At 47.3% G+C, this 22,482-nt stretch carries 19 protein-coding genes; 9 read left to right on the top strand and 10 right to left on the bottom strand.

Annotation, left to right across the window (positions count from 1 at the left end; all coding sequences use genetic code 11):
- Positions 1–131 precede the first annotated feature (131 nt).
- Entirely contained in the window at positions 132–785 is a 654-nt protein-coding gene (locus VPR01S_RS01690; RefSeq protein WP_021703560.1) for a protease inhibitor BamI-like protein, read from the top strand.
- A 55-nt stretch (positions 786–840) separates the two neighbouring features.
- Entirely contained in the window at positions 841–2,070 is a 1,230-nt protein-coding gene (locus VPR01S_RS01685; protein WP_021703559.1) for a zinc-dependent metalloprotease family protein, read from the top strand.
- Positions 2,071–2,129: 59 nt separating this feature from the next.
- Here VPR01S_RS01685 and VPR01S_RS01680 read toward each other — a convergent pair whose 3' ends face one another.
- Positions 2,130–2,531, bottom strand: coding sequence for a hypothetical protein (locus VPR01S_RS01680; protein WP_021703558.1), 402 nt, complete (start codon positions 2,529–2,531; stop codon positions 2,130–2,132).
- A 104-nt stretch (positions 2,532–2,635) separates the two neighbouring features.
- On the opposite strand from VPR01S_RS01680, the gene VPR01S_RS01675 reads away from it, so the two are divergent.
- The gene (locus tag VPR01S_RS01675; protein ID WP_021703557.1) at positions 2,636–3,373 is read left to right on the top strand and encodes a helix-turn-helix transcriptional regulator; all 738 of its coding nucleotides are present in this window, start codon (positions 2,636–2,638) and stop codon (positions 3,371–3,373) included.
- Positions 3,374–3,417: 44 nt separating this feature from the next.
- On the opposite strand, the gene VPR01S_RS01670 is transcribed toward VPR01S_RS01675, so the two are convergent.
- The 4 genes from VPR01S_RS01670 to VPR01S_RS01655 all read right to left on the bottom strand — a co-directional run bounded on the left by VPR01S_RS01670 (position 3,418) and on the right by VPR01S_RS01655 (position 6,914).
- Positions 3,418–4,104 (bottom strand): DNA-3-methyladenine glycosylase I, encoded by a 687-nt coding sequence (locus VPR01S_RS01670; protein ID WP_021703556.1) that lies wholly within the window; start codon positions 4,102–4,104, stop codon positions 3,418–3,420.
- A 95-nt stretch (positions 4,105–4,199) separates the two neighbouring features.
- Complete coding sequence (fdhD, locus tag VPR01S_RS01665; RefSeq protein ID WP_021703555.1) at positions 4,200–5,030, bottom strand: formate dehydrogenase accessory sulfurtransferase FdhD; 831 nt, start codon at positions 5,028–5,030, stop codon at positions 4,200–4,202.
- A gap of 50 nt (positions 5,031–5,080) precedes the next feature.
- Positions 5,081–5,971: a LysR family transcriptional regulator gene (locus tag VPR01S_RS01660; protein ID WP_021703554.1), complete on the bottom strand. Its 891-nt coding sequence runs from the start codon at positions 5,969–5,971 to the stop codon at positions 5,081–5,083.
- A 43-nt stretch (positions 5,972–6,014) separates the two neighbouring features.
- On the bottom strand, positions 6,015–6,914 hold the full coding sequence (locus tag VPR01S_RS01655; protein WP_021703553.1) for a bestrophin family protein: 900 nt from the start codon (positions 6,912–6,914) through the stop codon (positions 6,015–6,017).
- 634 nt (positions 6,915–7,548) lie between these two features.
- Here VPR01S_RS01655 and VPR01S_RS01645 point away from each other — a divergent pair.
- Positions 7,549–9,867, top strand: coding sequence for an FdhF/YdeP family oxidoreductase (locus tag VPR01S_RS01645; protein ID WP_021703552.1), 2,319 nt, complete (start codon positions 7,549–7,551; stop codon positions 9,865–9,867).
- Between the two features lie 129 nt (positions 9,868–9,996).
- On the opposite strand, the gene ohr is transcribed toward VPR01S_RS01645, so the two are convergent.
- A complete protein-coding gene (gene ohr / locus VPR01S_RS01640; RefSeq protein ID WP_021703551.1) occupies positions 9,997–10,419 on the bottom strand; it encodes an organic hydroperoxide reductase Ohr in 423 nt (140 codons plus the stop codon).
- 111 nt (positions 10,420–10,530) lie between these two features.
- Here ohr and ohrR point away from each other — a divergent pair, with 111 nt between their 5' ends.
- The 3 genes from ohrR (at position 10,531) to VPR01S_RS01625 (ending at position 12,615) form a co-directional block, all read left to right on the top strand.
- Positions 10,531–10,995 carry a transcriptional regulator OhrR gene (gene ohrR, locus VPR01S_RS01635; RefSeq protein ID WP_021703550.1) on the top strand — a complete coding sequence of 155 codons (465 nt, stop codon included), beginning with the start codon at positions 10,531–10,533 and terminating at the stop codon, positions 10,993–10,995.
- Positions 10,996–11,016: 21 nt separating this feature from the next.
- Positions 11,017–11,571 carry a class IV adenylate cyclase gene (cyaB, locus tag VPR01S_RS01630; protein ID WP_021703549.1) on the top strand — a complete coding sequence of 185 codons (555 nt, stop codon included), beginning with the start codon at positions 11,017–11,019 and terminating at the stop codon, positions 11,569–11,571.
- A 114-nt stretch (positions 11,572–11,685) separates the two neighbouring features.
- Complete coding sequence (locus VPR01S_RS01625) at positions 11,686–12,615, top strand: alpha/beta hydrolase (protein WP_021703548.1); 930 nt, start codon at positions 11,686–11,688, stop codon at positions 12,613–12,615.
- A gap of 17 nt (positions 12,616–12,632) precedes the next feature.
- Here the strand turns inward: VPR01S_RS01625 and VPR01S_RS22770 are convergent, their stop codons facing one another.
- The 3 genes from VPR01S_RS22770 to VPR01S_RS01615 all read right to left on the bottom strand — a co-directional run bounded on the left by VPR01S_RS22770 (position 12,633) and on the right by VPR01S_RS01615 (position 15,030).
- A complete protein-coding gene (locus VPR01S_RS22770; protein ID WP_021703547.1) occupies positions 12,633–12,773 on the bottom strand; it encodes a hypothetical protein in 141 nt (46 codons plus the stop codon).
- A 329-nt stretch (positions 12,774–13,102) separates the two neighbouring features.
- On the bottom strand, positions 13,103–13,720 hold the full coding sequence (locus VPR01S_RS01620; protein ID WP_021703545.1) for an OmpA family protein: 618 nt from the start codon (positions 13,718–13,720) through the stop codon (positions 13,103–13,105).
- Between the two features lie 5 nt (positions 13,721–13,725).
- Positions 13,726–15,030 (bottom strand): TolC family outer membrane protein, encoded by a 1,305-nt coding sequence (locus VPR01S_RS01615; protein ID WP_021703544.1) that lies wholly within the window; start codon positions 15,028–15,030, stop codon positions 13,726–13,728.
- A gap of 472 nt (positions 15,031–15,502) precedes the next feature.
- Here VPR01S_RS01615 and VPR01S_RS01610 point away from each other — a divergent pair, with 472 nt between their 5' ends.
- On the top strand, positions 15,503–21,178 hold the full coding sequence (locus VPR01S_RS01610; RefSeq protein ID WP_245580770.1) for a VCBS domain-containing protein: 5,676 nt from the start codon (positions 15,503–15,505) through the stop codon (positions 21,176–21,178).
- 192 nt (positions 21,179–21,370) lie between these two features.
- Here the strand turns inward: VPR01S_RS01610 and VPR01S_RS01605 are convergent, their stop codons facing one another.
- Positions 21,371–21,910: a hypothetical protein gene (locus VPR01S_RS01605; RefSeq protein WP_021703542.1), complete on the bottom strand. Its 540-nt coding sequence runs from the start codon at positions 21,908–21,910 to the stop codon at positions 21,371–21,373.
- A gap of 132 nt (positions 21,911–22,042) precedes the next feature.
- Here VPR01S_RS01605 and VPR01S_RS01600 point away from each other — a divergent pair, with 132 nt between their 5' ends.
- A complete protein-coding gene (locus VPR01S_RS01600; protein ID WP_021703541.1) occupies positions 22,043–22,453 on the top strand; it encodes an SRPBCC domain-containing protein in 411 nt (136 codons plus the stop codon).
- Positions 22,454–22,482: the final 29 nt, after the last annotated feature.

Here is a 22,482-nt window from a genome sequence, read left to right as displayed (position 1 = left end):
CTTGGTTCCTAAAATAAAGTTTACAAAATTATCATCGATTTTATTTTGGGAGCAATGTCACTCAGATTTTATTTCTTTATCTAAAAAAATCTTATATTGGATTCCTCAATGTTTATTGGTGAGGTATATAAGTGAAAATTAAAATACTGGTTGCTGGCCTGATAGTCGCACTAGGAATTGGTTGGTGGTTGTTGCAAACACCACAACCGTTAATTCAGAATTCTGATGAAAGTGCTAAAGAAAATACGCAGGAAGACCGCACTGTTATGGTTGAAAAATCGCCGTCCCAACCGGATAAAACCGTATCTTCTTCTGTTGTTCCAGTTGAGAAAGAAGCCACTCGAGTGGTCGATAAGCAGAAGGTCGCTGCCGAGAATAAAGTGCGTACGCCAAGAGAAATCAAAGAAGTATGGGTTGACATAAACCCGACGGATGAAATAGAAACCCTACGCCCAGAAAGCCCTTACGTGGAAAACATCAAAGCGATTGAGTTTGCAGATGTGCCGCAATTTAAGGCACTGAATCAAGGTGACAAGATTACCATTAATCTTCCTGATAATACAGATATTGCAATTAATATCGACTCCAATGAATTTCAGAATGAAGGTATACGTACCTGGTCAGGGTATTTTGAACTAGAAGGAGAAAAATACCCGGTAACGTTTACCTTTGGTAAGTCTTCAATTTTAGGCTTTATTGGTCATCCTAAAGGCGCAATTAAAGTTGAAGGCAAAGGGAGCACAGCTTGGATATATGAAGTGCCACCAAATCACGGCTTTGATTAATATTAAGTCTGTGCTTATAACAATAAAACATAAAATATTAAAATAGGATATTAAAATGAAAAAAACGTTATTAGCGTTGATGATAACGTCAGGATTCGCTATGCCTGCTGCAAACGCAACCACGAATATCGATGTTTTGGGGGTGTATACCAAAGCAACATCTGAGTGGTTCAATCAGGATCATATGGCCCAGATTCAGCACCGTTTTAACGTCGGTAACCAGATCCTGAAAGAGAGTGGTCTGGATATCAAAGTTAACCTCATTGCTGCGCGTGAGTATGACTTTGACTCAGCGCCTGGTTATAAGAAATCTCAGGGACAAGCGTTAGACGCAATTACTCCCGGGCAAAAACAGGATCGTATTTTCAGTGATATCGAGACCGTGCGCAAAGATGTAGGCGCAGACATGGTTGCGATGTTCCGTAATCTGGATCTGAACAACACGCCAGACTACGACGCACAACAAGGGTTAATCAGCTGTGGTCTGGCCTGGGTGGTCGCGGCAAACGACTGGCAATACTCGCCGTCGAACGCGAAACGCCTGATGTACAGCCACTCGTATATCAACGAATGTGGTGCCGACACCTTCATTCATGAGTTGGGCCATAACTTTGGTCTAAACCACGCGCATGAACAATATCAGGGTGCACCAGATTACGGGTATCCACACACCAATAACGGAACCGAAAAAGACGCTTACGGGTATGGAGTGCAGAACTCTTTTGCGACCACGATGGCGTATGGCTTCCTATTTGGTGTCAACGGTCGCTCTTACACTTTTTCAAACCCGGACAAAACCTGTCAAGGTCAGGCGTGTGGTAAGAAAGACTATGCCAATGCGGTGCGTGCGATTAATCTGACGGCACCGAAAATTGCCAACATCTACAACGGCAATGCCAATGGTGACACCGGAACCACCACACCTGATGGTGCAACGGGTCAGAACGTATACACCATGAGTTCACCGCTGGCGATCCCTGATGCGAACCAGATCGTGGTACCGTTTGATGTGTCCTACAATGGTGACATCAATCAGACCACGATTGAGCTGGATATCGACCATCAATACATTGGTGACATCTCGGTTGAATTGTACTCACCAGGCAACAGCCGTTGGGTATTGAAGCAGGCCAACTCGAATGACCGTGGCACGCAATACAAAGTGCGTTTCACTCTGCAAGGGGTTGATCCGGCAGAAGTGACAGGTCAGTGGCGCTTGGTCGTGGCCGACAACTATTCTCGCGATACTGGTATTCTTAACAGCGCGACACTCAGCTTCAACTGATTGAGTTGAAGCCGTGAATCCGGATGCAATGCATCCGGATTTTTCATCTTCTACGTATCCTAGCGAATTGAGGCCAGTGTTTTGTCCTCCTTTGGCCCACTCATCACCATCGAGCACTCATAACAACGTGTGATCTTATTTCCGCTCAACTCGAAACAGGCGAGCACCATAACCGTACTTTTGCTTCCGTCGAGTTTGGTGACCGCAACCTGATGGCGGGTAAACACCAGATTGTTGTGGCTGGCTGCTGCCAGTAATGTCACTGTCATCTTATGAGTCTGACTTTTCAAGGCTGCAATGTGTGTACAAAATTGGCTGAAATCGAGATGCACCCCATCGACCGTTTGTTGATACTGGGGCGAAAAGTAGTGAGTAATAAGGTGCGCGTCGTAATCAGGGGCTTCAATAATCTCGGTCAGTGCGTTGAGCACCCACTGCACGTTGGGACATAATTGTGACATCGCGTCATCTCCAAAGGTAACTTAAACAACGAGATAACAAGTGTATTTATTATTCGAATGGCGTAATTTGTATATTCAGACCACTTTTATAGATAAACAGCCAAATGATGAAATGTCAGCGTCATCATCTGATTCATAAGGACAACAGCAGCACGGATTGGCATCAACACCCGCAAGGACAGTTGTTTTGGATATCGCGTGGTGTGCTTAGTATTGAAGCGGGCTCGGAGCAGTGGATGATTACGTCTGGAGCTTTGGGGTGGGTACCGCCAGATGTCAGGCATCGCACCGAAGTCGTTAGTGAATGTGATGGTATGATTTTGATGCTGCCGGCGGCGCAATTGCCTCATGCTTCGGCTTTCCCTAGGCTGGTGGCACTTAACCCTTTGAGTGACGCAATCATTCGACGTCTGGAGAGCGTGGGGTCAACGAAGGTGACGGAGCCTCAGCAACGTTTACTTGGGGTATTGATGGATGAGATCAATGCAGCCGATGATTCTGTGATGCGATTGCCGATGCCCACTGATAAACGATTACGACTTATCGCTGATGCGTTATTAAACCGCCCAGACGACAGGCGCGATCAGCCGCAATTGGCGTGTCATTTTGGTTTGAGCCCGAGGCATATGAGCCGTTTGTTTGTGCAGCAAACCGGGATGACTTTTGCCCGATGGCGTCAATTGGCTCGCGTGCTGAGTTCATTGCGCTGGCTGGCGCGACACGAGAGCGTTACACAAACGGCACTGGCGTGTGGGTTTGAGAATACCAGCAGTTACATCACGGCCTTCAAACACTATTTTGGGGTTACACCAGGAAAATATGTACACCGGGATACCGCTTGAGGGCAGGGCAACCCGGTGTGCGTACCGGGCTGGTTTCGCTAAGGTTAGATTCGGTTATCGCCACAACTGAAGGCGATGATCTGGCTGATCTCTGTGAACGTCCGGCCGGATTCATCCCGCCACTGGCAGAAGGCTTCATTTGCTGCTTTTTGCGCACGTTTGGTCGTACGTCCGCTGTCGATAACGCCGCAATGCCGCAAATGAGACTCGACATCGGAAGAGAGAATAAACGTATCGGCTCCAATGGTGCGCAGAGAATATGGCCCGGTGTTGCCACCCAGACGATTACCGTGCTTTTTCAGGTACTCCCAAAGCTCAGTGATCTGTTCCTGAGGCCAGTTTGCCACCATATTGCTGAAGGAGCCGTGCTCAATTCGCGCTTCGTAAATCATGCGAGCATTGGCCGGGATTGACATCACTTTCGTCAAATGGCGGATAATGCGTGGATCTTTGGCTTTTTCTTCCCAGAGTTCATCTGACCACATCAGCAAAGGTTCAACCTTGAAGCCCAAAAACAACTCTTCAAAGTTTGGCCACTTTTTACGTACGACATCCCATGAGATTCCGCTCTGGAATACTTTCATCGAAAATTCTGATAACCAGCGATCTTCAGGAATATTCGCTACTTCTTCTGGTGTCAGTGGTTTGCGAACCAGTTTTTCGAGGCTGTCTTCGCCGCCTTTACGTTCAGCGGCTCGTTGGTATATTGAGGCAAACTTTTCGAGGGTCATGTGGGATAGATTACCGTTGGCAAATGAAGCTTTGATACTACCAAAGCCCCGACAGATGAACCATCGATACCGCCACAAAAATACGCGTCACGGGTTTAGGGTGCCGGGCTGTATAGGCGAGGCACATTGCTTTGCGGCAGGTGGATCAGATTAAGGTGGTTACGGCGGGCCCACTGAACGGTTAATGCCGTAGGCGCTGAGAGGCTGACCAGAGTCGCCACTTTGGCCCGGACAGCTTTGTGTATCAATTCCAGGCTGCAACGACTGGTCACCACCACAAAACCCTGTTGTGGGTCATAGTGTTGGTCGGCCATGGCGCCGATCAGCTTATCCAGAGCATTGTGACGGCCAATGTCCTCACGACATAACGCGATTTCACCGATGGGGTCGACATACAAAGCAGCGTGCAGCGCGCCGCTCTGTTTTGCAGCCAGTTGAGCTTCCTGAATACGCATTCTCAATCCAGCAAAGAGGTTTTCGCTCGGTGGTAGTGATGGTTGAAGTGGTTCGAGATCCGGCAACGCTTGTTCGAGTGCTTCAACACCACAGATACCACATCCTGTGGTTCCGGCCAGATGACGACGCTGGGTTTTCAGATTCCAGAAGGCGCGGTTGGTGATATCGACATCCGCAAAATAGGCCTCGCCCTGCGCGCGGATGCGAATATCATGCACTTCACGAAAATGTTCAATGATGCCCGTGCTGAGTGTGAATCCACGGATAAAGTCTTCCAGATTGCCGGGGGTGACCATCATGACCGCCTGATTGATGCCATTGTAGCTGATTGACAAAGCAGATTCGCTCGGCAGGCGATTTTCAATCACCGGGCGATCTCCGGTCAACTCACGATAGCTAAAGCTTTCCGGTTGCGCTGGCGCAGCATTCATATCATTGCCAGTGAGTGGGCTAGGAGCAGTACATCTCATGATATCACCTTGTTACAGCAGGACCGGTTTATTGATACAACCGGGGATGATTAAAGAGCCGGTGCGAAAATGGTTTTCGCTTCGTCAAAACATTGATCCGTCAGAGCCGAATGCGGCTCTTTTTTGCGCTTCAACAACCCTATCGGCGCATGGACAACCGCCTGTTCAATCGGAATGATACGCAGATTGTCGTTAAGGGCTTCCAGGCCGCAGTTCAGAGGCATAATCGCACAACAGACACCCGCATTAACGGCCTGTATCAGATGAAAAGTAGAGTTACTCTCAATCACCGTTTGTGGTGTGATCCCCTGGCTGCCCAAATTGAGATCAATAGACTGACGGTAATGCATTCCTTTGGTAAGCAGCCCCAGAGGGATGCTATCAAGGTGTCCCCAACTCATGGCAGCATCATCGAATGCGAAGTGACGGGTATCATACAACACCCCCATGCTGGTGGAGCTTAACTCAATAACGTCAAAATAAGCCGTATCAATCTGATCAAGATAACAGATGCCCAAGTCGAGTTGATTGCGGTTGAGTTGATCGATAATTTGCTCAGACGTCATGGAGGTCACCTGAAAGCGAAGCTCTGGATAAGTTTGTGCAAGCGGTTTGAGCAACTGCATAGGATTCTGGCTGGCAAGAGGTACCATACCCAGGCGCAGACTCCCGACCAATTGACCTCTGCAATTCGCGGCCTCGGCTTGCAAGCCGTCGTGTGCGGCTAACACCGTTTTTGCCCAGGCCAGAATACGCTCACCAGCTTCGGTGAAACCCTCAAACCTTTGCCCTCGAGAGACCAGTTCAAGATCCAACTCGTCTTCCAGATTGCGAATCCGCATTGAAAGCGTTGGTTGAGTGATGTGACACAGCGCTGCAGCCTGGCCAAAATGCCGGGTTTTATCCAGTGCGATAAGATACTTAAGCTGTTTAATGTCCATACTTGGCCTGTTTTGTAGTGTTCAGTTCAGGGAGCCGGGGTACTCAGTTGAGTACGTAATCCACCGGTTCCAGTGTTGGCGGCAATGTGGTTTCGCCTAACGCATCCAAAATGTCGCGCTCAATAATTCGGACCATGGCGTCGGTCGGCAGGTCGTTTTCATCCCGGCCGAACGGGTCTTCCAGTTCATCACCAATTGCATCCAGTCCAAAAAAGGTATATGCAACAATCGTGGTGAAAAGCGGTGCCAACCATCCAAGCGAGCCGGCCATTGCGAAAGGCAATAAAGCGCAGAAAATATAGATGGTACGGTGCAACAGTAAGGTGTACGGAAATGGCAATGGTGTGCTTTTGATGCGCTCGCAAGTAGCCTGAGCTTCCGACAATTTCTGTAGCTGCTGTGCCAGCAACGTATGGCGCCATTCATTCAATGAGCCGGATAAGGCCAGCTCGGAGCAGTCTTTGCTGATACTGCGCAAAATGCCTTCACTTACGTGCACCCCATAAACCGCAGCCGGTTTGACTAACCAGGGCTGCGCAGCTTGCCATTCATTTTCGTCACGCAATCTGGCGTTTACGGCATGGGTGTAACCACATAACTCATACAGCAATTTCGCTCGCAGACATTTTTCCGGAATGGCGACACTGTTGCGCGCGAACGTGCGACATTCCGTGATGACTTGTCCCCATGCTTTGCGGCCTTCCCACCAACGTGAGTAGCAGGCGTTGTTACGAAAGCTCATAAAAATCGATAGCGAAATACCCAACAAGGTAAATGGAGTGGCGTTCACTTTGGTAAACCAGTGAGGGTAAAGACTTTCCACCATCACGATCAGTGAAGCCAGTGCCGTCACCATTACGCTGCGCAGAGCAATTCTTCTGGCGATAGAGCCCTTCAATGACAACAAAATATCGAAAATGTCGGGCTTAGGATGAACAATCATGGTGTTACTTGCCTGGTCTTGCTATTGAGTTCTGTTCTTGCTAGTTGCAGGGCCTTGTTGATGTCCGTCACACTGCGAGTCAGTCAAGAGGAAAAATGCATATAAACTTGATCTGAATCAATACTGCGCCTGTTCTCTGAGGAGGTCAAATACAAACTGTCTATGTGGTAATAGATAACATCTATCAAGTTAAACCTTTGCTGAAGAGGGCTGATGGAGAGCGAGAGGAAAAATCCGACGATTTTCCTTTGAAGGTAATAAGCGATATCTATGAAGGAGTGGTTTGGCGCAAAACCCGCTTCACACGGGGGCTTGTCTAACAGTATCGCCAGCAGTAACATGGCTGGGCGCGTCCATTATTTCGTGCGTTACCCTCTGTTGATAGACAAGGTCAATCACATGTTCAGTATTATCAATTGGACGTTGTGTGCTTAAATGAATAATCTTTGATTGAGATCAAAGCAATATGCATCCTTTCCCATTCCGTTTGTTGCAAAACATCTCCGACAGTAAGCAGGACTCAGTTCTGACACTATAAAGCACCTCCGTTTTCGCTGACGTTATATTCCTGAATAACGCGTGGGTTATCACGGTTACTCCTGTTTGCTGTTGTTCCTGGCAGAGGAGTAAAGTCGTGAGTCAAAAAGAACAAATCAAACAATACAATGGTCCGGCAGGGGGCTGGGGGGCGCTGAAAGCGGTCACCAAGAGCTGGCTGGGCAGTGAAAATGCGGTAAAAAATATCCGCACTATGCTAAAGACCAACCAGAATGGCGGGTTTGACTGCCCTGGTTGTGCCTGGGGAGAAGATCCCCATGGTGGTAAAGTCACTTTCTGTGAAAATGGCGCTAAAGCCGTCAACTGGGAAGCGACTAACCGTCTCGTTGACCCGGATTTCTTTGCCAGTCACAGTGTATCGTCACTGTCGACTCAAACCGATTACTGGCTGGAATACCAGGGACGATTGACCCATCCAATGCGTTATAACGCGCAAACCGATCACTACGACCCCGTTTCCTGGGATGATGCTTTTGCACTGATCGCCCAACACCTCAATGCACTGGAGTCGCCGGATCAGGCAGAATTTTATACCTCGGGTCGTGCAAGTAATGAAGCAGCATTTCTATACCAACTGTTTGTGCGCGCGTTTGGCACTAATAACTTTCCTGATTGTTCCAACATGTGTCACGAAGCCAGTGGTATTGGTATGAAAGATACCGTAGGGGTCGGCAAAGGCACCGTTGTGTTTGAAGACTTAAAGCAAGCGGATGCTATATTTGTTATCGGCCAAAACCCCGGAACCAACCACCCACGCATGCTGGAGCCTTTGCGCGAAGCTGTAAAACGTGGTGCTCAGGTGATCTGTTTCAACCCGCTGAAAGAACGTGGTCTAGAGCGGTTTCAAAACCCTCAACATCCAATAGAGATGTTGAGTAACGGCTCTGAGCCGACCAACACCGCTTATTTCCGCCCGGCGCTGGGCGGGGACATGGCTGTCTTGCGCGGTATGGCGAAGTTCCTGTTGCAGTGGGAGCGCGAAGCGCAGGCGAACGGCACCAAACCCGTTTTCGATCATGAATTTATTCGCGAGCACACTACGGGGCTGGATGACTATCTGGCGCAAGTGGACGCCACCAGTTGGACGCACATTACCGAACAGTCCGGACTCAGTCTGGCCGAGATTGAGCTGGCGGCCAGCATGTATCGTCGTGCAGAGCGCGTTGTGATGTGCTGGGCAATGGGGCTGACACAACATCGCCATTCGGTTCCCACCATCAAAGAGGTGGTCAACCTGCAACTGCTGCGAGGTAATGTTGGTAAACCCGGGGCAGGATTGTCTCCGGTTCGCGGGCACAGCAACGTGCAAGGTGACCGGACAATGGGAATTGATGAAAAGCCGCCTCAGGCATTGCTTGATAACATTGAGCGCCGCTTTAAATTTCAGGTGCCACGTGAACACGGACACAACACTGTTCAGGCCATCAAAGCGATGGAAGAACAGCGTGCGAAAGTGTTTATTGGTCTGGGGGGGAACTTTGCTCAGGCGACACCGGATACCCCTAGAACGCACGCTGCGATGCGCAATTGTGATCTGACCGTGCATATTGCCACCAAACTAAACCGTTCCCACCTGGTGACAGGCCGGGACGCACTGATTTTACCTTGTTTGGGGCGTACTGAAATCGATATGCAAGCGAGCGGGCCTCAGGGTGTCACAGTCGAAGATACTTTTAGTATGGTGCACATCTCCTATGGTCAGTTGAAGCCGCGAGCTCAGACACTTCGCTCGGAACCGGCGATCATTGCCGGGATCGCAAAAGCGACTTTAGGTCATCATCCGATCGACTGGGACTGGGTAATCGCCGACTATGGGCGGATTCGCGATCTGATTGAAGAAACCATCCCTGGGTTCAGTGATTTCAACCAAAAGCTCACTCAGCCTGGCGGTTTCCATTTGGGGAATGCGGCGGCAGAGCGTAGCTGGAATACAGAAACCGGTCTGGCGCAATTTTCGTCGAGCGAATTACCTGAGCGGTTGGTGAATCAAGCGGTATTGGATCAAGGGCATACGCCGGATTTAATCTTGCAAACCATGCGTTCCCATGATCAGTACAACACCACGCTTTACGGCTTAAATGACCGCTATCGCGGTGTGTTTGGGATGCGTGAAGTGGTATTCATCAATGAAGCGGATATTCGCAAGCTGGGTTTTGAGCCGGGCGACAAAGTGGACATGGTGTCATTGTGGGAAGATGGAAAAGAGCGTCGTGTGGCCGGGTTCACGCTGGTCGCCTACGATATTCCGCAAGGCCAGGCTGCCGCGTATTATCCTGAAACCAACCCTCTGGTTCCACTCGACAGCTATGGCGACAAAACGTACACGCCGACCTCAAAATTTATTGCCATTAAGTTGGAAAAATCCTCCAAGCCAGAGCCGTTGACCACGGCATAACCTGAGTAAAAAATCGGCTGGTGTTTTGCACCAGCCGCTTTTCAATGACAGGCGAGACGTGGTTATGCTGTCCGGTGTTTGTTGAGCTCGGTCACCGTCACAAGCAGTACCAACGACGCCCTTTAAACTTTAAATACTTTCACCGTTTACGGTGACGGCCACATCAATATTACCGCGTGTCGCGTTAGAGTATGGGCAAACCTGGTGAGCTGTGCGAACCAGTGTCAGTGCTTGTTCTTGAGGTAGATCCAAAGTGGCCGCTAAGCTGACCGTCAGAGCAAAACCGCCAGTGTTATTCGGCCCGATACCCACTTCAGCGGTTACCGGTGCTTCTTTTATAGTCACTTTTGCTTCACGTGCGACATGCAGGACCGCGTTGGAAAAACACGCTGCGTAGCCAGCTGCAAAGAGTTGTTCCGGGTTTGTTGCTGTACCATTGCCACCCATTTCTTTTGGATAAGCCAGTGCGACATCCAGTAGACCATCATCAGTCGCGACTTGGCCATTGCGTCCGGCCAGAGCTGTTGCTTTTGTTGTGTAAAGTGTTGTCATCATATTCTCCTTGGTTTTTGATTGCGCGCAATCTAATTTCTTGCAATATTAAATCGAAAAATGATTGGAATGCAAGTATATTGTGCACAATTTATTTTGGGAGGGGCGTCAATGGTTCACTGCAAAACGACAACCGCTGTGTCGGAAGAAGAAATGCTACTGTTGGAAAATCAGGTTTGCTTTCCACTTTACAGCGCGGCGAATGCTGTTATTCGTGCCTATCGGCCGCTATTGGACAAACTGGATCTGACGTACTCACAATATCTGGTCATGATGGTGCTATGGCAAAGCGATGGTATCAGTGTCAAAGAGTTGGGTTCGAAGCTGTATCTGGATTCCGGGACGTTGACACCATTATTGAAACGCCTTGAAACAAAAGGACTGGTTGAGCGCAAGCGCAGTGAGCAAGACGAGCGGGTGAGAGTGCTGACACTGACTCAGCAAGGGATGTCGCTGCAACAAGCCGCCAAGGCAGTACCGGGAGCGATGTTGTGCCGTTTTGATCTCGATCTCGATGAACTGAACACACTCAAGCAGCTATGCGAGAAAGTGCTCGGTAAGCTCAGTACAGAATGACGTTGTAAGCAGGAGAACAGTGTGAGCAATGACCACTTTAAAGGACGTTTTGAAGTCGAATTTAAGTACCGGGTAGCCTCTAAGCACGCATTTCTGGATGTTTTGCATGCTTTGGAGCATCAAGTTATGTTTGAGAACAATACCGAGTCGGATGTGTACTTTGACACGCCAGATAAACACTTATTTAAGCAAGATAAGAGTTTGTGTATTCGGGAGTTGGCGCCTTCAGGGATCAAACTATGGATTGTCAAAGGACCAGGCCCGGACCGCTGCGAAGCCACAAATATTACCGATGCGGTCAGTGCCAGAAGCATGTTGAAAAACCTTGGCTATCAAGCGGTAATGACCATGAGCAAAATCCGAAGTGTGTACTTTGTCGGTGAATACCACCTTACTCTGGATCATCTGCAAGGTATCGGTGATTTTGCTGAGTTTGCCATTATGACCGACGATGAAGGTGCATTGGAGCATTACAAAACAGAACTGCAGTCTCTGGCTGCTCAGTTTGGTTTAACCGATGAGGAGCGTGAGTTTCGTTCTTATCGACAACTGGTGACTAGGCAGAACGGAGAATGATTTAATAGAATACTCAAGTGGTTAGTGTTTCTCAAAAAAATAAACCTGTATTTATATACAGGTTTATTTTTTGTTTTTATACTATGAGATTTGAAAACAGTTGGGAAAAGTAACGTGTTAAAGCATTTAGAGCCGGGTATCCGTGAGTTGGTGGATGGTTTTATTCAAGCGGGGCGGCCATGTGCTTCCAAGTTGACGGTTGAAGAGCGCAGAGTCGGTTATTTGTCGACAGTGAACTTGGCAGGAGCAGGGCCAGTAATGCTTGAGGAGTTTGAAGAAACGCTGGATGGCATTACGGTTAAAGTCTTTCGGCCGAGTGCTGATGCCTCACTGCCAGTAACTGTTTATTTTCATGGAGGCTGTTTTGTGAGTGGCGGTTCCGATACCCATGCTCAGCAACTTCGTTATTTGGCCAGACAAACCAATACGCTGGTGATATGTATCCGTTATCGTTTGGCACCAGAGCATCCGTATCCTGCGGCACATGATGATGTTTACCGTGGCGTACTGGCCATTCAATCTCAAGGACGTCGATTGGGTGCTGACACGACTAAAATGGTCTTTGTAGGTGACAGTGCTGGTGGGCACCTGGCTTTGGTGACCTCCCTGAGGCTAAAAAACAGTCACGCCAGTCTCCCTTTGATGCAGGTACTGTTGTATCCCATGCTTGATCCTAAAGGACAGAGTCAAAGTTATACGGACAATGGTCAGGACTATATTATTACTGCTCAAATGCTGTTGTCAGGCTTTCAACAATACATTCAAGGTTGTGAGGCTGTTGATGGTTACTCTGAACTGTATCCGCTTGAGCGTAATGATTATGCAGGTTTGCCGCCAACGCATATTGTGACGGCTGAGTTTGATCCACTGCGTGATGAAGGGGAAACTCTCTACAAGCGTTTGCTGGAAAGTGGCGTGAGCGCGAGTTGCGAACGATATTTAGGCGTTATACATGGCTTTCATCAATTGGCGGCTGTCAGTCCATCGGCTGTGAGATGCCTTGATCAGGTTGCAGCATGTATCCGTCGCAGTGTTGCCGCTTAAATGCCCGAATAGTTAAGTTAAAGATAAGGCATTCGGTTACCACCGAATGCCTTATCTTTAAGGGTACCCACCGGCACCATGATATGAGCGTAAGGTTTGCCTTTCCACATGACGTAAGGACCACCGTAGTTTGGAGCGGTTGGCAGAGTGTCGAGCATCCGAAAACCCTTAGGCCGACTGTGGGTCAATACAAAGCAGAAATACATCGGTATTTTTGATGAATCAAAGAGTGAAACACGTTATCTGATAGAGTGTATCGATGATACTATTAACTATTCTGAGCTGTTGAAAAAGACCTTGGTTTTGTCTGATTAAATTGTATTAGCCCGGACTGGATTTGATAATTCAACTTGAAAAGTGAGAGTTACCCACTTTGATTAAGGTGCTGAATCTTAATCAAAGAAACTAAGAGGTAACTCTCTTACTCACTGATATACAATTACTCAGTGATTGCAGGCCTTACTCAATGCACCTGTTTATGTAGGTGTTACTCTACCTTTGGGAAGGCAGTAAATATTGTCCACTCATCTTTAACCATCCCTTTATACCCCACAATAGTGGCTGTTACGCGACGGTTTAAGGCGTGGCTGACATCATCCAGGCCCATTTCGGCCAAATGGGTGTCACCAAAGCCTACGATGGTGAGTCGATCGCGTGAAATGCCTTTGGTTATTAACTGGTTGCGTACGTTATTGGCGCGTCGACGTGACAAGTCAAGGTTATAGTCTGCGCGTCCCACTTTACTTGCATACCCCTGTATTTCGATGGACGTCGTAGGGTACTTCTTAAGGAACGTTACTAACTCATTAATTGCTAGTTTAAACGCTTGATTAATGTTAGCGGAGTCATTGGCAAACAAGATCTTAAGCTGATACCGCTCTTCTTCATTCAGGTAAGTTTCGCAGCCATCATTATCGACTTCTGCCCCGATTGGCGTACTCATACATAGGTCTCGAGCATTGATTACGCCATCGCTATCTAAGTCATGGAGGTCAGCGACTTGGATGGCCTTAGGGGTAGGGATGTAGTCGATATTATCCGTTGCCCATGCGCTGCTGAGGCTCAATGTCGTCAGAGCCAGAACTATAAAAGTATTGTTTATCATGGTAATTAGTACTCTACGGATTGAGTCCATTCTTGTGGAATATTGACGCGCAAGGCATCAAGTAATGTGCCGGTGGAAGTTAAGGTTCGGTATTTTGCATATTGCTGAGCAAAATTCGTTTTAAGGTAATCCTTACGTGACTCGAACAGCTCATTTTCGGTGTTTAACAGATCAAGCAGAGTGCGCTTACCTATACGGTATTGTTTTTGGTAAGCAATGACGGTCCTTGACATTGAGTCAACATGCTTAGCTAAGAAGGCCTTTTGTTTTCCCGTCATTTCGAGCGCATTCCACGACAGTCCAAGCTCTTGTTCAACACTTCGGTAAGCACGCTCACGTAAGTCTTTAGCTTTGTTAAGCTGGTAGGCCATGCTGTCACCGTTTGCTGAATCTCGGCCACCGTCGTATAGGTTATAGCGGACACGAAGCATCGCTGTCGTTTCAGAGCCGCTGCCTTTGATACCGCCGGCGTTATCGTGCCAAGCTTGTGCCGCTTCAATCGAAATAACAGGGTAGAGGTTGGCATGTGCTTGCTGGTATTGGAACTTTGCTGAGTCAACGTCTGCCAGCGCTATCTTAATGACTGGATGATTTTTAAAGGCTTGAGTTTGAGCGTCGGCTAAAGTTTTAGAGATGAAGTTTTGATCTGCACGTGGAAAGATTAGATCTTTGGGGGCTTTACCCACGAGTCGAATGAATGACGTTTGCGCATCTTTATAGTTATTTTGCGCTGCTAGTAAATTGCTATGAGCTTTAGCTAGGCGGGCTTCAACTTGATTTAGGTCGGCAACTGAACCAATCCCTGACGTAGTCCGTTTTTTAATATCAGCGTAAATACGCTCATGTGTATTTAAATTGCTTTCAGAAAGTTCAATAACCTTCTGAGCTTCAATGACATCTAAATACGCTTTGATAACTTTCAGAGCTACATTTTGTGCATCGGCCAGAAGTTGATAGCGTACTGATTCAGCATCTGCTGATGTTCGGTCAATATCGTATAAAGTTTTAGAACCATCCCAAATAAGCTGAGTGAAATTAATTTCAGCGTCTTTACGAGTCATATTAGTTTTATCGGAAGAATTCGCTGGTTCAATGCCTTCATAACCGATGCCAGCATCTATATTGATACTCGGTTTATAAGCACCACGGGCCTGGTCAATGATATAGCGTTTACTCATATACTCATTGAAAGCACCGTTAATCTCGGGGTTGGTTGCAAATGTGAGCGCTACGGCTTGTTCTAACGTTTGTGCACTAGAGTGAAGTGGTATTAATAAACAACAACACGTAATAATACTACTAATCTTCAAAGGAGGTCTCCTCAAATAAATTACAACGGTTATTATCTTAAATGCATATCTCACGGAGCCAGGTGAGGCATGAACTAAAGAGAATATATGTATAAAGTTCGGATTATTAAATTTAAGTTATGTGGTTTAAAAGTCTGCTTATTGTCAGGGTGAAGATATTAAAACAGGCCGGTAACATATGATTTTCTGAAGGGAAATAAAACAAATTTAAAACATGAAAAATATTTCGGGAAGAGTTCATGTTTTATGCTGAATGGTTAATGATATCATTGTCAAATGAATGTATCACTATCTGAAGTAATTCTCATTGCGCATTGACATTATGGGCTAGGGGTTATTTCGTCTGCTAAATGGGGTAATAACTTTGGTTGGAAAATCAAGCTCAGCTACGGAAAAGTATGTTGTAATCGGTAAGGATGGTCATATTAGAGTAGTTGAACCAAAGGAGGATTTGCTTCCAGGGGAGGTTATCGTGGAAACGCTGACAAGCGACTCCCTGCCTCAATACATATCAACAGTAGATAGTAATACAGCGTCGGATGTTTCCGACGAAATTAAGGAAATTGTTCAAGCTATAGCTCAAGGTGACGATCCCTTAAAGTTGGGTGAAGAATACGCAACCGCCGTTGGTGGGCTGTTAGGCTCAAGTCTAACGACTTCGGAAACCATTGAGCGCTCAGGAGCTGAACTTCTAGCAAGTACTTTTTTTGAAACATTAGGGTTAGCTAACGAACAGAAAGAAGCATTGCTTGAGTTGTCTCGCTTACCATACTTGCAATCGGATAGTACCCAAGCGTTAATTCTTGGTGACGACGCTGGCGCGGTTCAAGAAGACGTTACGCTCGCCACAAGTGGCTACTTGAACGTTGACGATCCTGATGCCGGTGAAGCGGTCTTCCAAGCTCAAACGAACGTTCAGGACGGTGGCTGGGGGACGTTCTCTATTGATGAAGATGGCCACTGGACTTACCAACTGAACAATAGCCACCCTGACGTGCAGGCGCTGGACGCAAACAGCGATCCGGTGGTGCGTACCCTGACGGTCACGTCTGCCGATGGCACAACCCATAACGTCATCATTACCATCTCTGGCTCAGACGATAAAGCGATCATTACCCCAGAGCTGCCGGGAGACGACGTCGGTGCGGTTCAAGAAGACGTCACGCTTACCACAAGTGGTCACTTGAACGTTGACGATCCTGATGCCGGTGAAGCGGTCTTCCAACCTCAAACGAACGTTCAGGACGGCGACTGGGGGACGTTCTCTATTGATGAAGATGGCCACTGGACTTACCAACTGAACAATAGCCACCCCGATGTGCAGGCGCTGGACGCAAACAGCGATCCGGTGGTGCGTACTCTGACGGTCACGTCTGCCGATGGCACAGAGCATAATATTTCAGTCAGTATATTTGGGAATAATGATGCTCCCGAGTTTATCAGTGGCCAAAATGACAGCCATGGTTTGGATGCACAAGGTCAGGCTGATGCAGATAGTTATCAGTTTAATATAGATGAAAATAGCCAAGCCGGATTCGTCGGCAAAGTGGAGGCTTTCGATGTCGATGGGGGGAGTAAAGTCACTTACTTACTCACTAATCATACTGAACTCTTTGAAATCAACAGTACTACAGGCGAGATCAATGTTAAAAACGGAGTGACGTTTGATTATGAAACGTTGGATCGCTATCAACTGTTAGTCGAAGTTGAAGACCAGTCAGGTGATAAGGACATTGCACACGTCAACGTGACGATAAACGATATTAATGAGGCACCGATCGCTGTCGATGACAAGAGCATAGAGATAGCCACTAAGACTCTAGACGATACCAATTGGGACGATAGTACAGACATCAGTGTGGAATACTACATCGTTGATACCAACACCGGAGAGAAAACCGGGATTGCTGATAAGTCAGATTACACAGGTGATGGTGGTGAGCATAAGTTTGGCGTTAGTTCTTCGCTGGATGGTGACTCGGATCAGGTAAAAGACGGTCAAATTGGATTCGATGACGCAACATCACAAAGTGAGGCAATGTGTTTTTCATTTACGAATGGGCAAGTAGCGAATCATGCTGAAGTTGAGATAAAAAACCTTTGGAGCTCTTGGGAACCAGGGGTAGAGCGTGGTGTCTGGAAAGCTTATTACAAGGGCGAAGTTATCGCGAGTGGTGTGTTTGAAGGTACTAGTGGTGGAAGTCAGATTGTTAACATCGACGCTGATGGTCGCTACTTTGATAGCATTGAAATGTCGGCTATCGGTTACAAGGATGGAATCGTTGATCCTCAAGGTTCAGAGTACTTTATCACACAAGTCTCGGCAGATTTGACTCGCTTTGATGAAGAATATCAAACCACAGATTCAGGCACGCTTGATCTAGATGTATTGGCGAATGATAGCGACCCAGATGGCGATAGCCTGACAATTGTCGATTATCCGGACACCGACTTTTTGACTCTTTTAGATGGCAAGTTAGTTTTTGATGCAGCTAAATATCTTGAATCTTTACCTGCTGATCAGCGCTCGATAAAAACGGGCGAGAGCAGAGAATATTCATTTAAATACACGATTCGTGATGAAGATGGCTTGACTGATGAAGCTGAAGTAACGGTGCACGTGTTGGGTGAACCTATGTCATTGAGTGATGAGTATTCATCACTCAATGAGTCTCAGGTTGGTACAGAGTTAGGTGCACGTGCTGAGGGTGACCTAGTGGCAAACCTGGGCTCGACTTCAGGCGCTGCCTTCTATTTCGATTCAGCTCAGCTCCTCAATAACTTTACTAGTGATAATAAGCCGGTTGTGTTTGAAGTGAGTGACGATCGAAGTGCTCTAACTGGTTATGTTGGTACTGGCGAGGATAAGGTTAAAGTAATTGAAGCGAGTATTGATAGTCGAACTGGCCATTACAGTGTTGAACAATATGAACCTCTTGACCACCCTGAACAAGGTGCGGATACATTAGATATTCCTGTTAATATCCAGGTGGATGCTGGAGGCCGAACCGATAATGCAACACTTCATCTTAGTGTCATCGATTCTTTACCATCGGCTAACTCAGAACACCATGAAATCATGGATATCAATCCACAGAATAATAGCGTAGTCATTGCGTTGGATGCATCTGATTCTATGTGGTCCGATAAGGTTAAAAATGAACATGGTGTAGACGTAACGCGCTGGGATCTGGCTCGTAGCGCCATTAAAACCATGTTTGAAAAGTATGACGATCTTGGTGACGTCCGATTTAAGATTGCGACACATTCAGGTTATCCGGAAGGTAAAACGTCTGAATGGTTGGAGTCTGTGGATGATATTGATGCTTACTTGGACTCTATCGGGCGTGGTGGTTGGACGCCATACGGCCAAGCTATCGATCAGGTGAACGCGGCTTTGACTGAGCTTAGCCAAGAAACGGATGATAACAGTAGTCATCAACTCTATTTCATTTCGGATGGAGTACCGAGCGACTTTGGTTCATGGACAAATACTTCGGATCCTGTTTACTCGAGCTTACGCGAGAGTTTAATGAAGTGGTCGACGGCTGAGGATTTCGAAAGCGAGCAGCGTTATGAGTACCTGGTCAAAGGTTGGGATAATCCGACAGAAGCTGAACAGAGCATCATTCTTGAAAATGCTATGGCGCGTAGCATTACTACGAGTGGCGTTACTTTAGAAAATATCTGGTCAATTGGTATTGGTGCCGGGGCGGACATGAAATACCTGGAGCCAGTAGCAACCGATAAAGGCTCAGCACTAGTCGTGACGGATGACTTACAAGTAGAGAATCTGCTAAGCAAAACGGTATCAGGACAGCTGCAAAGTAAACTTCTGGAAGATATTGGCGGGGATGTTCAATGGATTGACCAGATTAACGTTGATGGTGAAAGTTACCACTACAACAAGACGGAAGGCACAGTAAGTACAAGTGATGGTTCTGTGATTTCACTTCACTCACTGGCAGAGATCGATACTGCTCATGGCACGCTTACCCTTAACTTTGATAACGGCCGTTATGACTATAAGGCGAAGAATGTTGCTGGTCATCAGCAAGAAAAATTCGAAATAACGGTGGTTGATGCGGATGGTGATACTACAACCAGTGAAGTGACTATCGACATCCTGGATCGAGCGCCTGAATTCATTAGTAACAGCGACGCTGATCAAGTTCATGGTACTGATTCGAATGGTATGCCCACAGAAGATACCGTCACTTTCAATGTTGCTGAACAGGAGGCGGGGGTACTGATTGGTCAGGTAAGCGCTTTTGATCCTGACGGAAATGCAACCATCAAATATGAGTTGAGTGGTGGGGATGCTGATCTGTTCCGCGTCGATTCAAATAGCGGTGAAATTTGGCTTAAAGAAGAAGCAAAGTTAGATCATTCGCTGCAGCAGAGCTATCAATTGGAAGTTTCGGCTACGGATGGTACTGATAAAGATACGACTCAGGTGACTCTGAATGTCACTGAGAATCATGCTCCGATTTCGGCACCAGTGCATGGATTTGCTGAGATGGAAGATTTGCCAATAAACAAAGTGACGGTGGTCTTTGACGAATCAAACAGTATGACCCGTACTTTCGATGGTCAAAATACCTTTGGCAGCGAGGCCACTGCGCCAAAGACTGAATCGAGAGCGTACAAGGCGACTGCAGCATTTCACGCCATGATTGAAAACATGATTGAAGACGGTGGCCAATCCAACACTTATATTCGTTTAGTTCGTTTTGATGGTGATACTTCAACAAATAGTTGGCTGACACTTGACGAAGTAGAACTGATGACACGTCCGCCAGAGTTGAATGGGCGTGCGGTTGATGATTTGAGCTACCAAAACGATGTTGCAGAGTACGTTCGTAACTGGTGTGATGTGGTTAATGGAACGAATACGGATTATAGCAAAGCACTGGAAGCAGTGATGGAATCTGGTGATACAAACAACGCTGTTTATCCATGGCAAGATGGTTGGGATTACTTCGGTCCGGAACAACCGACAGAGAGCAAAAATACGGTCTTCTTCCTGTCTGATGGCGCACCGAATCCTAAAGAGGGGGAAGTGGCAGCGCCCGATTTGGATGAGCGTTGGGAACACTATAAGCAAACACATAACGCAAAAGTCTATGGTATTGGTATCGCAACGTCGGACGATGTAAGCGCCGCACAGGCGCTAGAGCAGTTGAGTGATCGAGTGGTGTTTATTGACTCTGGTGAAGAGTTAGGCCAATTCTTGAATCACTTTTCACCGGAGCCCATTGTGGGCGAGCTGCTTTCGGGAAGCGCCGATGTGGATGGTGATATCATGACCGTATCTTTAGCGGATGGGGACTTCTCGCTACTCAGTGCTGATTTACATAACGTCACCGTTGGGCAAGATCTGATCGCTTCTACGCATCAAGTGGATGGTCGCCTGCACGTTGAGACTGCGTTTGGTACGCTGGAAGTCGCTTCAAATGGAAGCTACAGTTTTACACAGAGTGATAGCATTACCCTTGAGGGCGATCAGCAGGCAGACCTAAACTTCCTCTTCAAAGTGTCAGATGGAAGGGGCGGTGTTAGCGATAATGTCTTTACTTTAACCCTCAGTGAACTAAGTACAGATATTGCTGAAACGGAACGACATGCTGTAGTCGGTGACGATCTGTCTAATGTGCTTGTTGGAAGTGAAGGCATAGATATTATCTTAGGGCAAGCCGGAGCAGATACCTTAAATGGCGCTGCAGGTGACGATATTCTTGTTGGTGGCCTTGGTAATGACATCCTAACTGGTGGATTTGGTGACGATATCCTCACGGGAGGTGAGGGCATGGACACCTTTACTTTTAACAATGAGTCTCTAAGCGCTACTTCAGCGAAGGATGTCATCACAGATTTCCAGTTAGATGAAGATAAACTAGACCTGAGCGATATTATTTCACCGACGGGGGATGATATGGCAGACATGGAAGCTCTGCTAGCGCATGTTAGCGCCAGCTTTGATGACGCACACGGTAACCTAAATCTCACTATTACGGGTGAGGGAGGTAACTCGACATCGGTTGAATTGGAACAATTTGATGTATCTGGCCTTGAATTAAGTGCATCTGCAACGTCACATGAGATCGTTGATCAATTGTTCCAACATAACACGTTCATTTTAATTTAATCTCGCAAGAAGTCTTGGGGCGATAGGGCTGGCGGCCCCTCTCAGCTGTATCCGTTTGAGCGCGGGCTGTAAGCGAAACGCCTTGAGCTGATTTCGGCATGTATCCGTCGCAGTGTTGCCGCTTAAATGCCCGGAAGTCAGGCAATAGTTAAGTTGAAGATAAGGCATTCGGTACCACCGAATGCCTTTATTTTAAGGGCGGGCACCCACCGGCACCATGATATGAGCGTAAGGTGTACCTTTCCACATGACGTAAGGACCACCGTTGTTTGGATCGGTTGGCAGAGCGTCGAGCATCGCTTTATCCGGCGTAATGATCATCAAATGTGGGCCTTCGACCACCCATTGATTGTCATCGGTCATACCCTCTGCATACGGATCAACATTGCTGGCACCACCATCACCGGCAAGCATGTAAGAAATCCCAATCGTTTTGGCTTCAAACGGCTTTTTGTTCATCCAGGCGTCAGCCCAGTCCATCCAGGCTGCATCCATACACATGGGTGCTGTGCCGGACAGTTGAGGCGGCGTTGGGAAACAGGTGTAGTTGCTGGTGCCTTGTTGCAATACGTTGTTGTTCCAGTCGACGACCGTCACTTTATCTCTTAACGTAGGGGGAGCTGCACTGAGTGCATCTTTTAAGAGCATATCGGTATCGTCAGCGGCGTTGGCGTTCGTAGAAGAACCCGCTAGGATTAATAACGCTGTTGCGATATAAGTGTAGCGTTTCATACTGATATCCTTTTTTGGAGTTATCAGGAAATTGGCGCTGTTAATTATAGTTCAGCTCAAAATAGCCAGTCGGTATATGGTATGGACATTTCTGCTATGTCCAAACCGGGTTGAACAACTCTTGGAGGCGATATGATCATTACTGTCAGTGCGTTAATAGAGAAAGATGTCGATACGGTCTGGAAAGCCTGGAACACGCCGGAAAGCATCTTGAAGTGGAATGCGGCATCCAGTGACTGGCACACCACGGAAAGTGATGTGGACCTGCGAGTTGGCGGCCGTTTTCGTCACCGAATGGAAGCGAAAGACGGCAGTATGGGGTTCGATTTTACAGGAACGTATCAAGTCGTTGAACTTAATCGTTTAATTGAATTTGAAATGGACGATAAACGAAAGGTGGTGGTGCGTTTTGAATCACTCAATGGACAGACTCAGGTGACCGAAGAATTTGAAGCTGAACAGACGTTTACTCCAGAGCAGCAGCAGACCGGTTGGCAGAATATATTGAATGGTTTTAAGGAATACGTAGAGCAACATCTGTAATGATGCAGATGTCATAACAAAAGGAATCA

This window comes from Vibrio proteolyticus NBRC 13287 (genome assembly GCF_000467125.1).
In the GTDB taxonomy this organism is placed as follows: Bacteria; Pseudomonadota; Gammaproteobacteria; order Enterobacterales; family Vibrionaceae; genus Vibrio; species Vibrio proteolyticus.
The sequence above is the reverse complement of the archived record's forward strand: the minus strand, read 5'-3'. Positions and strand labels throughout refer to the sequence as shown.

What these genes read in the sequence shown, in the direction of transcription:
- VPR01S_RS22770 (WP_021703547.1), bottom strand. Translation starts at nt 12,773, where the DNA reads ATGCTCGACACTCTGCCAACCGCTCCAAACTACGGTGGTCCTTACGTC.
- VPR01S_RS01670 (WP_021703556.1), bottom strand. Translation starts at nt 4,104, where the DNA reads ATGACCCTCGAAAAGTTTGCCTCAATATACCAACGAGCCGCTGAACGT.
- fdhD (WP_021703555.1), bottom strand. Translation starts at nt 5,030, where the DNA reads ATGAGATGTACTGCTCCTAGCCCACTCACTGGCAATGATATGAATGCT.
- ohrR (WP_021703550.1), top strand. Translation starts at nt 10,531, where the DNA reads ATGGTTCACTGCAAAACGACAACCGCTGTGTCGGAAGAAGAAATGCTA.
- VPR01S_RS01655 (WP_021703553.1), bottom strand. Translation starts at nt 6,914, where the DNA reads ATGATTGTTCATCCTAAGCCCGACATTTTCGATATTTTGTTGTCATTG.
- VPR01S_RS01605 (WP_021703542.1), bottom strand. Translation starts at nt 21,910, where the DNA reads ATGAAACGCTACACTTATATCGCAACAGCGTTATTAATCCTAGCGGGT.
- VPR01S_RS01680 (WP_021703558.1), bottom strand. Translation starts at nt 2,531, where the DNA reads ATGTCACAATTATGTCCCAACGTGCAGTGGGTGCTCAACGCACTGACC.
- ohr (WP_021703551.1), bottom strand. Translation starts at nt 10,419, where the DNA reads ATGACAACACTTTACACAACAAAAGCAACAGCTCTGGCCGGACGCAAT.
- VPR01S_RS01685 (WP_021703559.1), top strand. Translation starts at nt 841, where the DNA reads ATGAAAAAAACGTTATTAGCGTTGATGATAACGTCAGGATTCGCTATG.
- VPR01S_RS01675 (WP_021703557.1), top strand. Translation starts at nt 2,636, where the DNA reads ATGATGAAATGTCAGCGTCATCATCTGATTCATAAGGACAACAGCAGC.
- VPR01S_RS01660 (WP_021703554.1), bottom strand. Translation starts at nt 5,971, where the DNA reads ATGGACATTAAACAGCTTAAGTATCTTATCGCACTGGATAAAACCCGG.
- VPR01S_RS01600 (WP_021703541.1), top strand. Translation starts at nt 22,043, where the DNA reads ATGATCATTACTGTCAGTGCGTTAATAGAGAAAGATGTCGATACGGTC.
- VPR01S_RS01620 (WP_021703545.1), bottom strand. Translation starts at nt 13,720, where the DNA reads ATGATAAACAATACTTTTATAGTTCTGGCTCTGACGACATTGAGCCTC.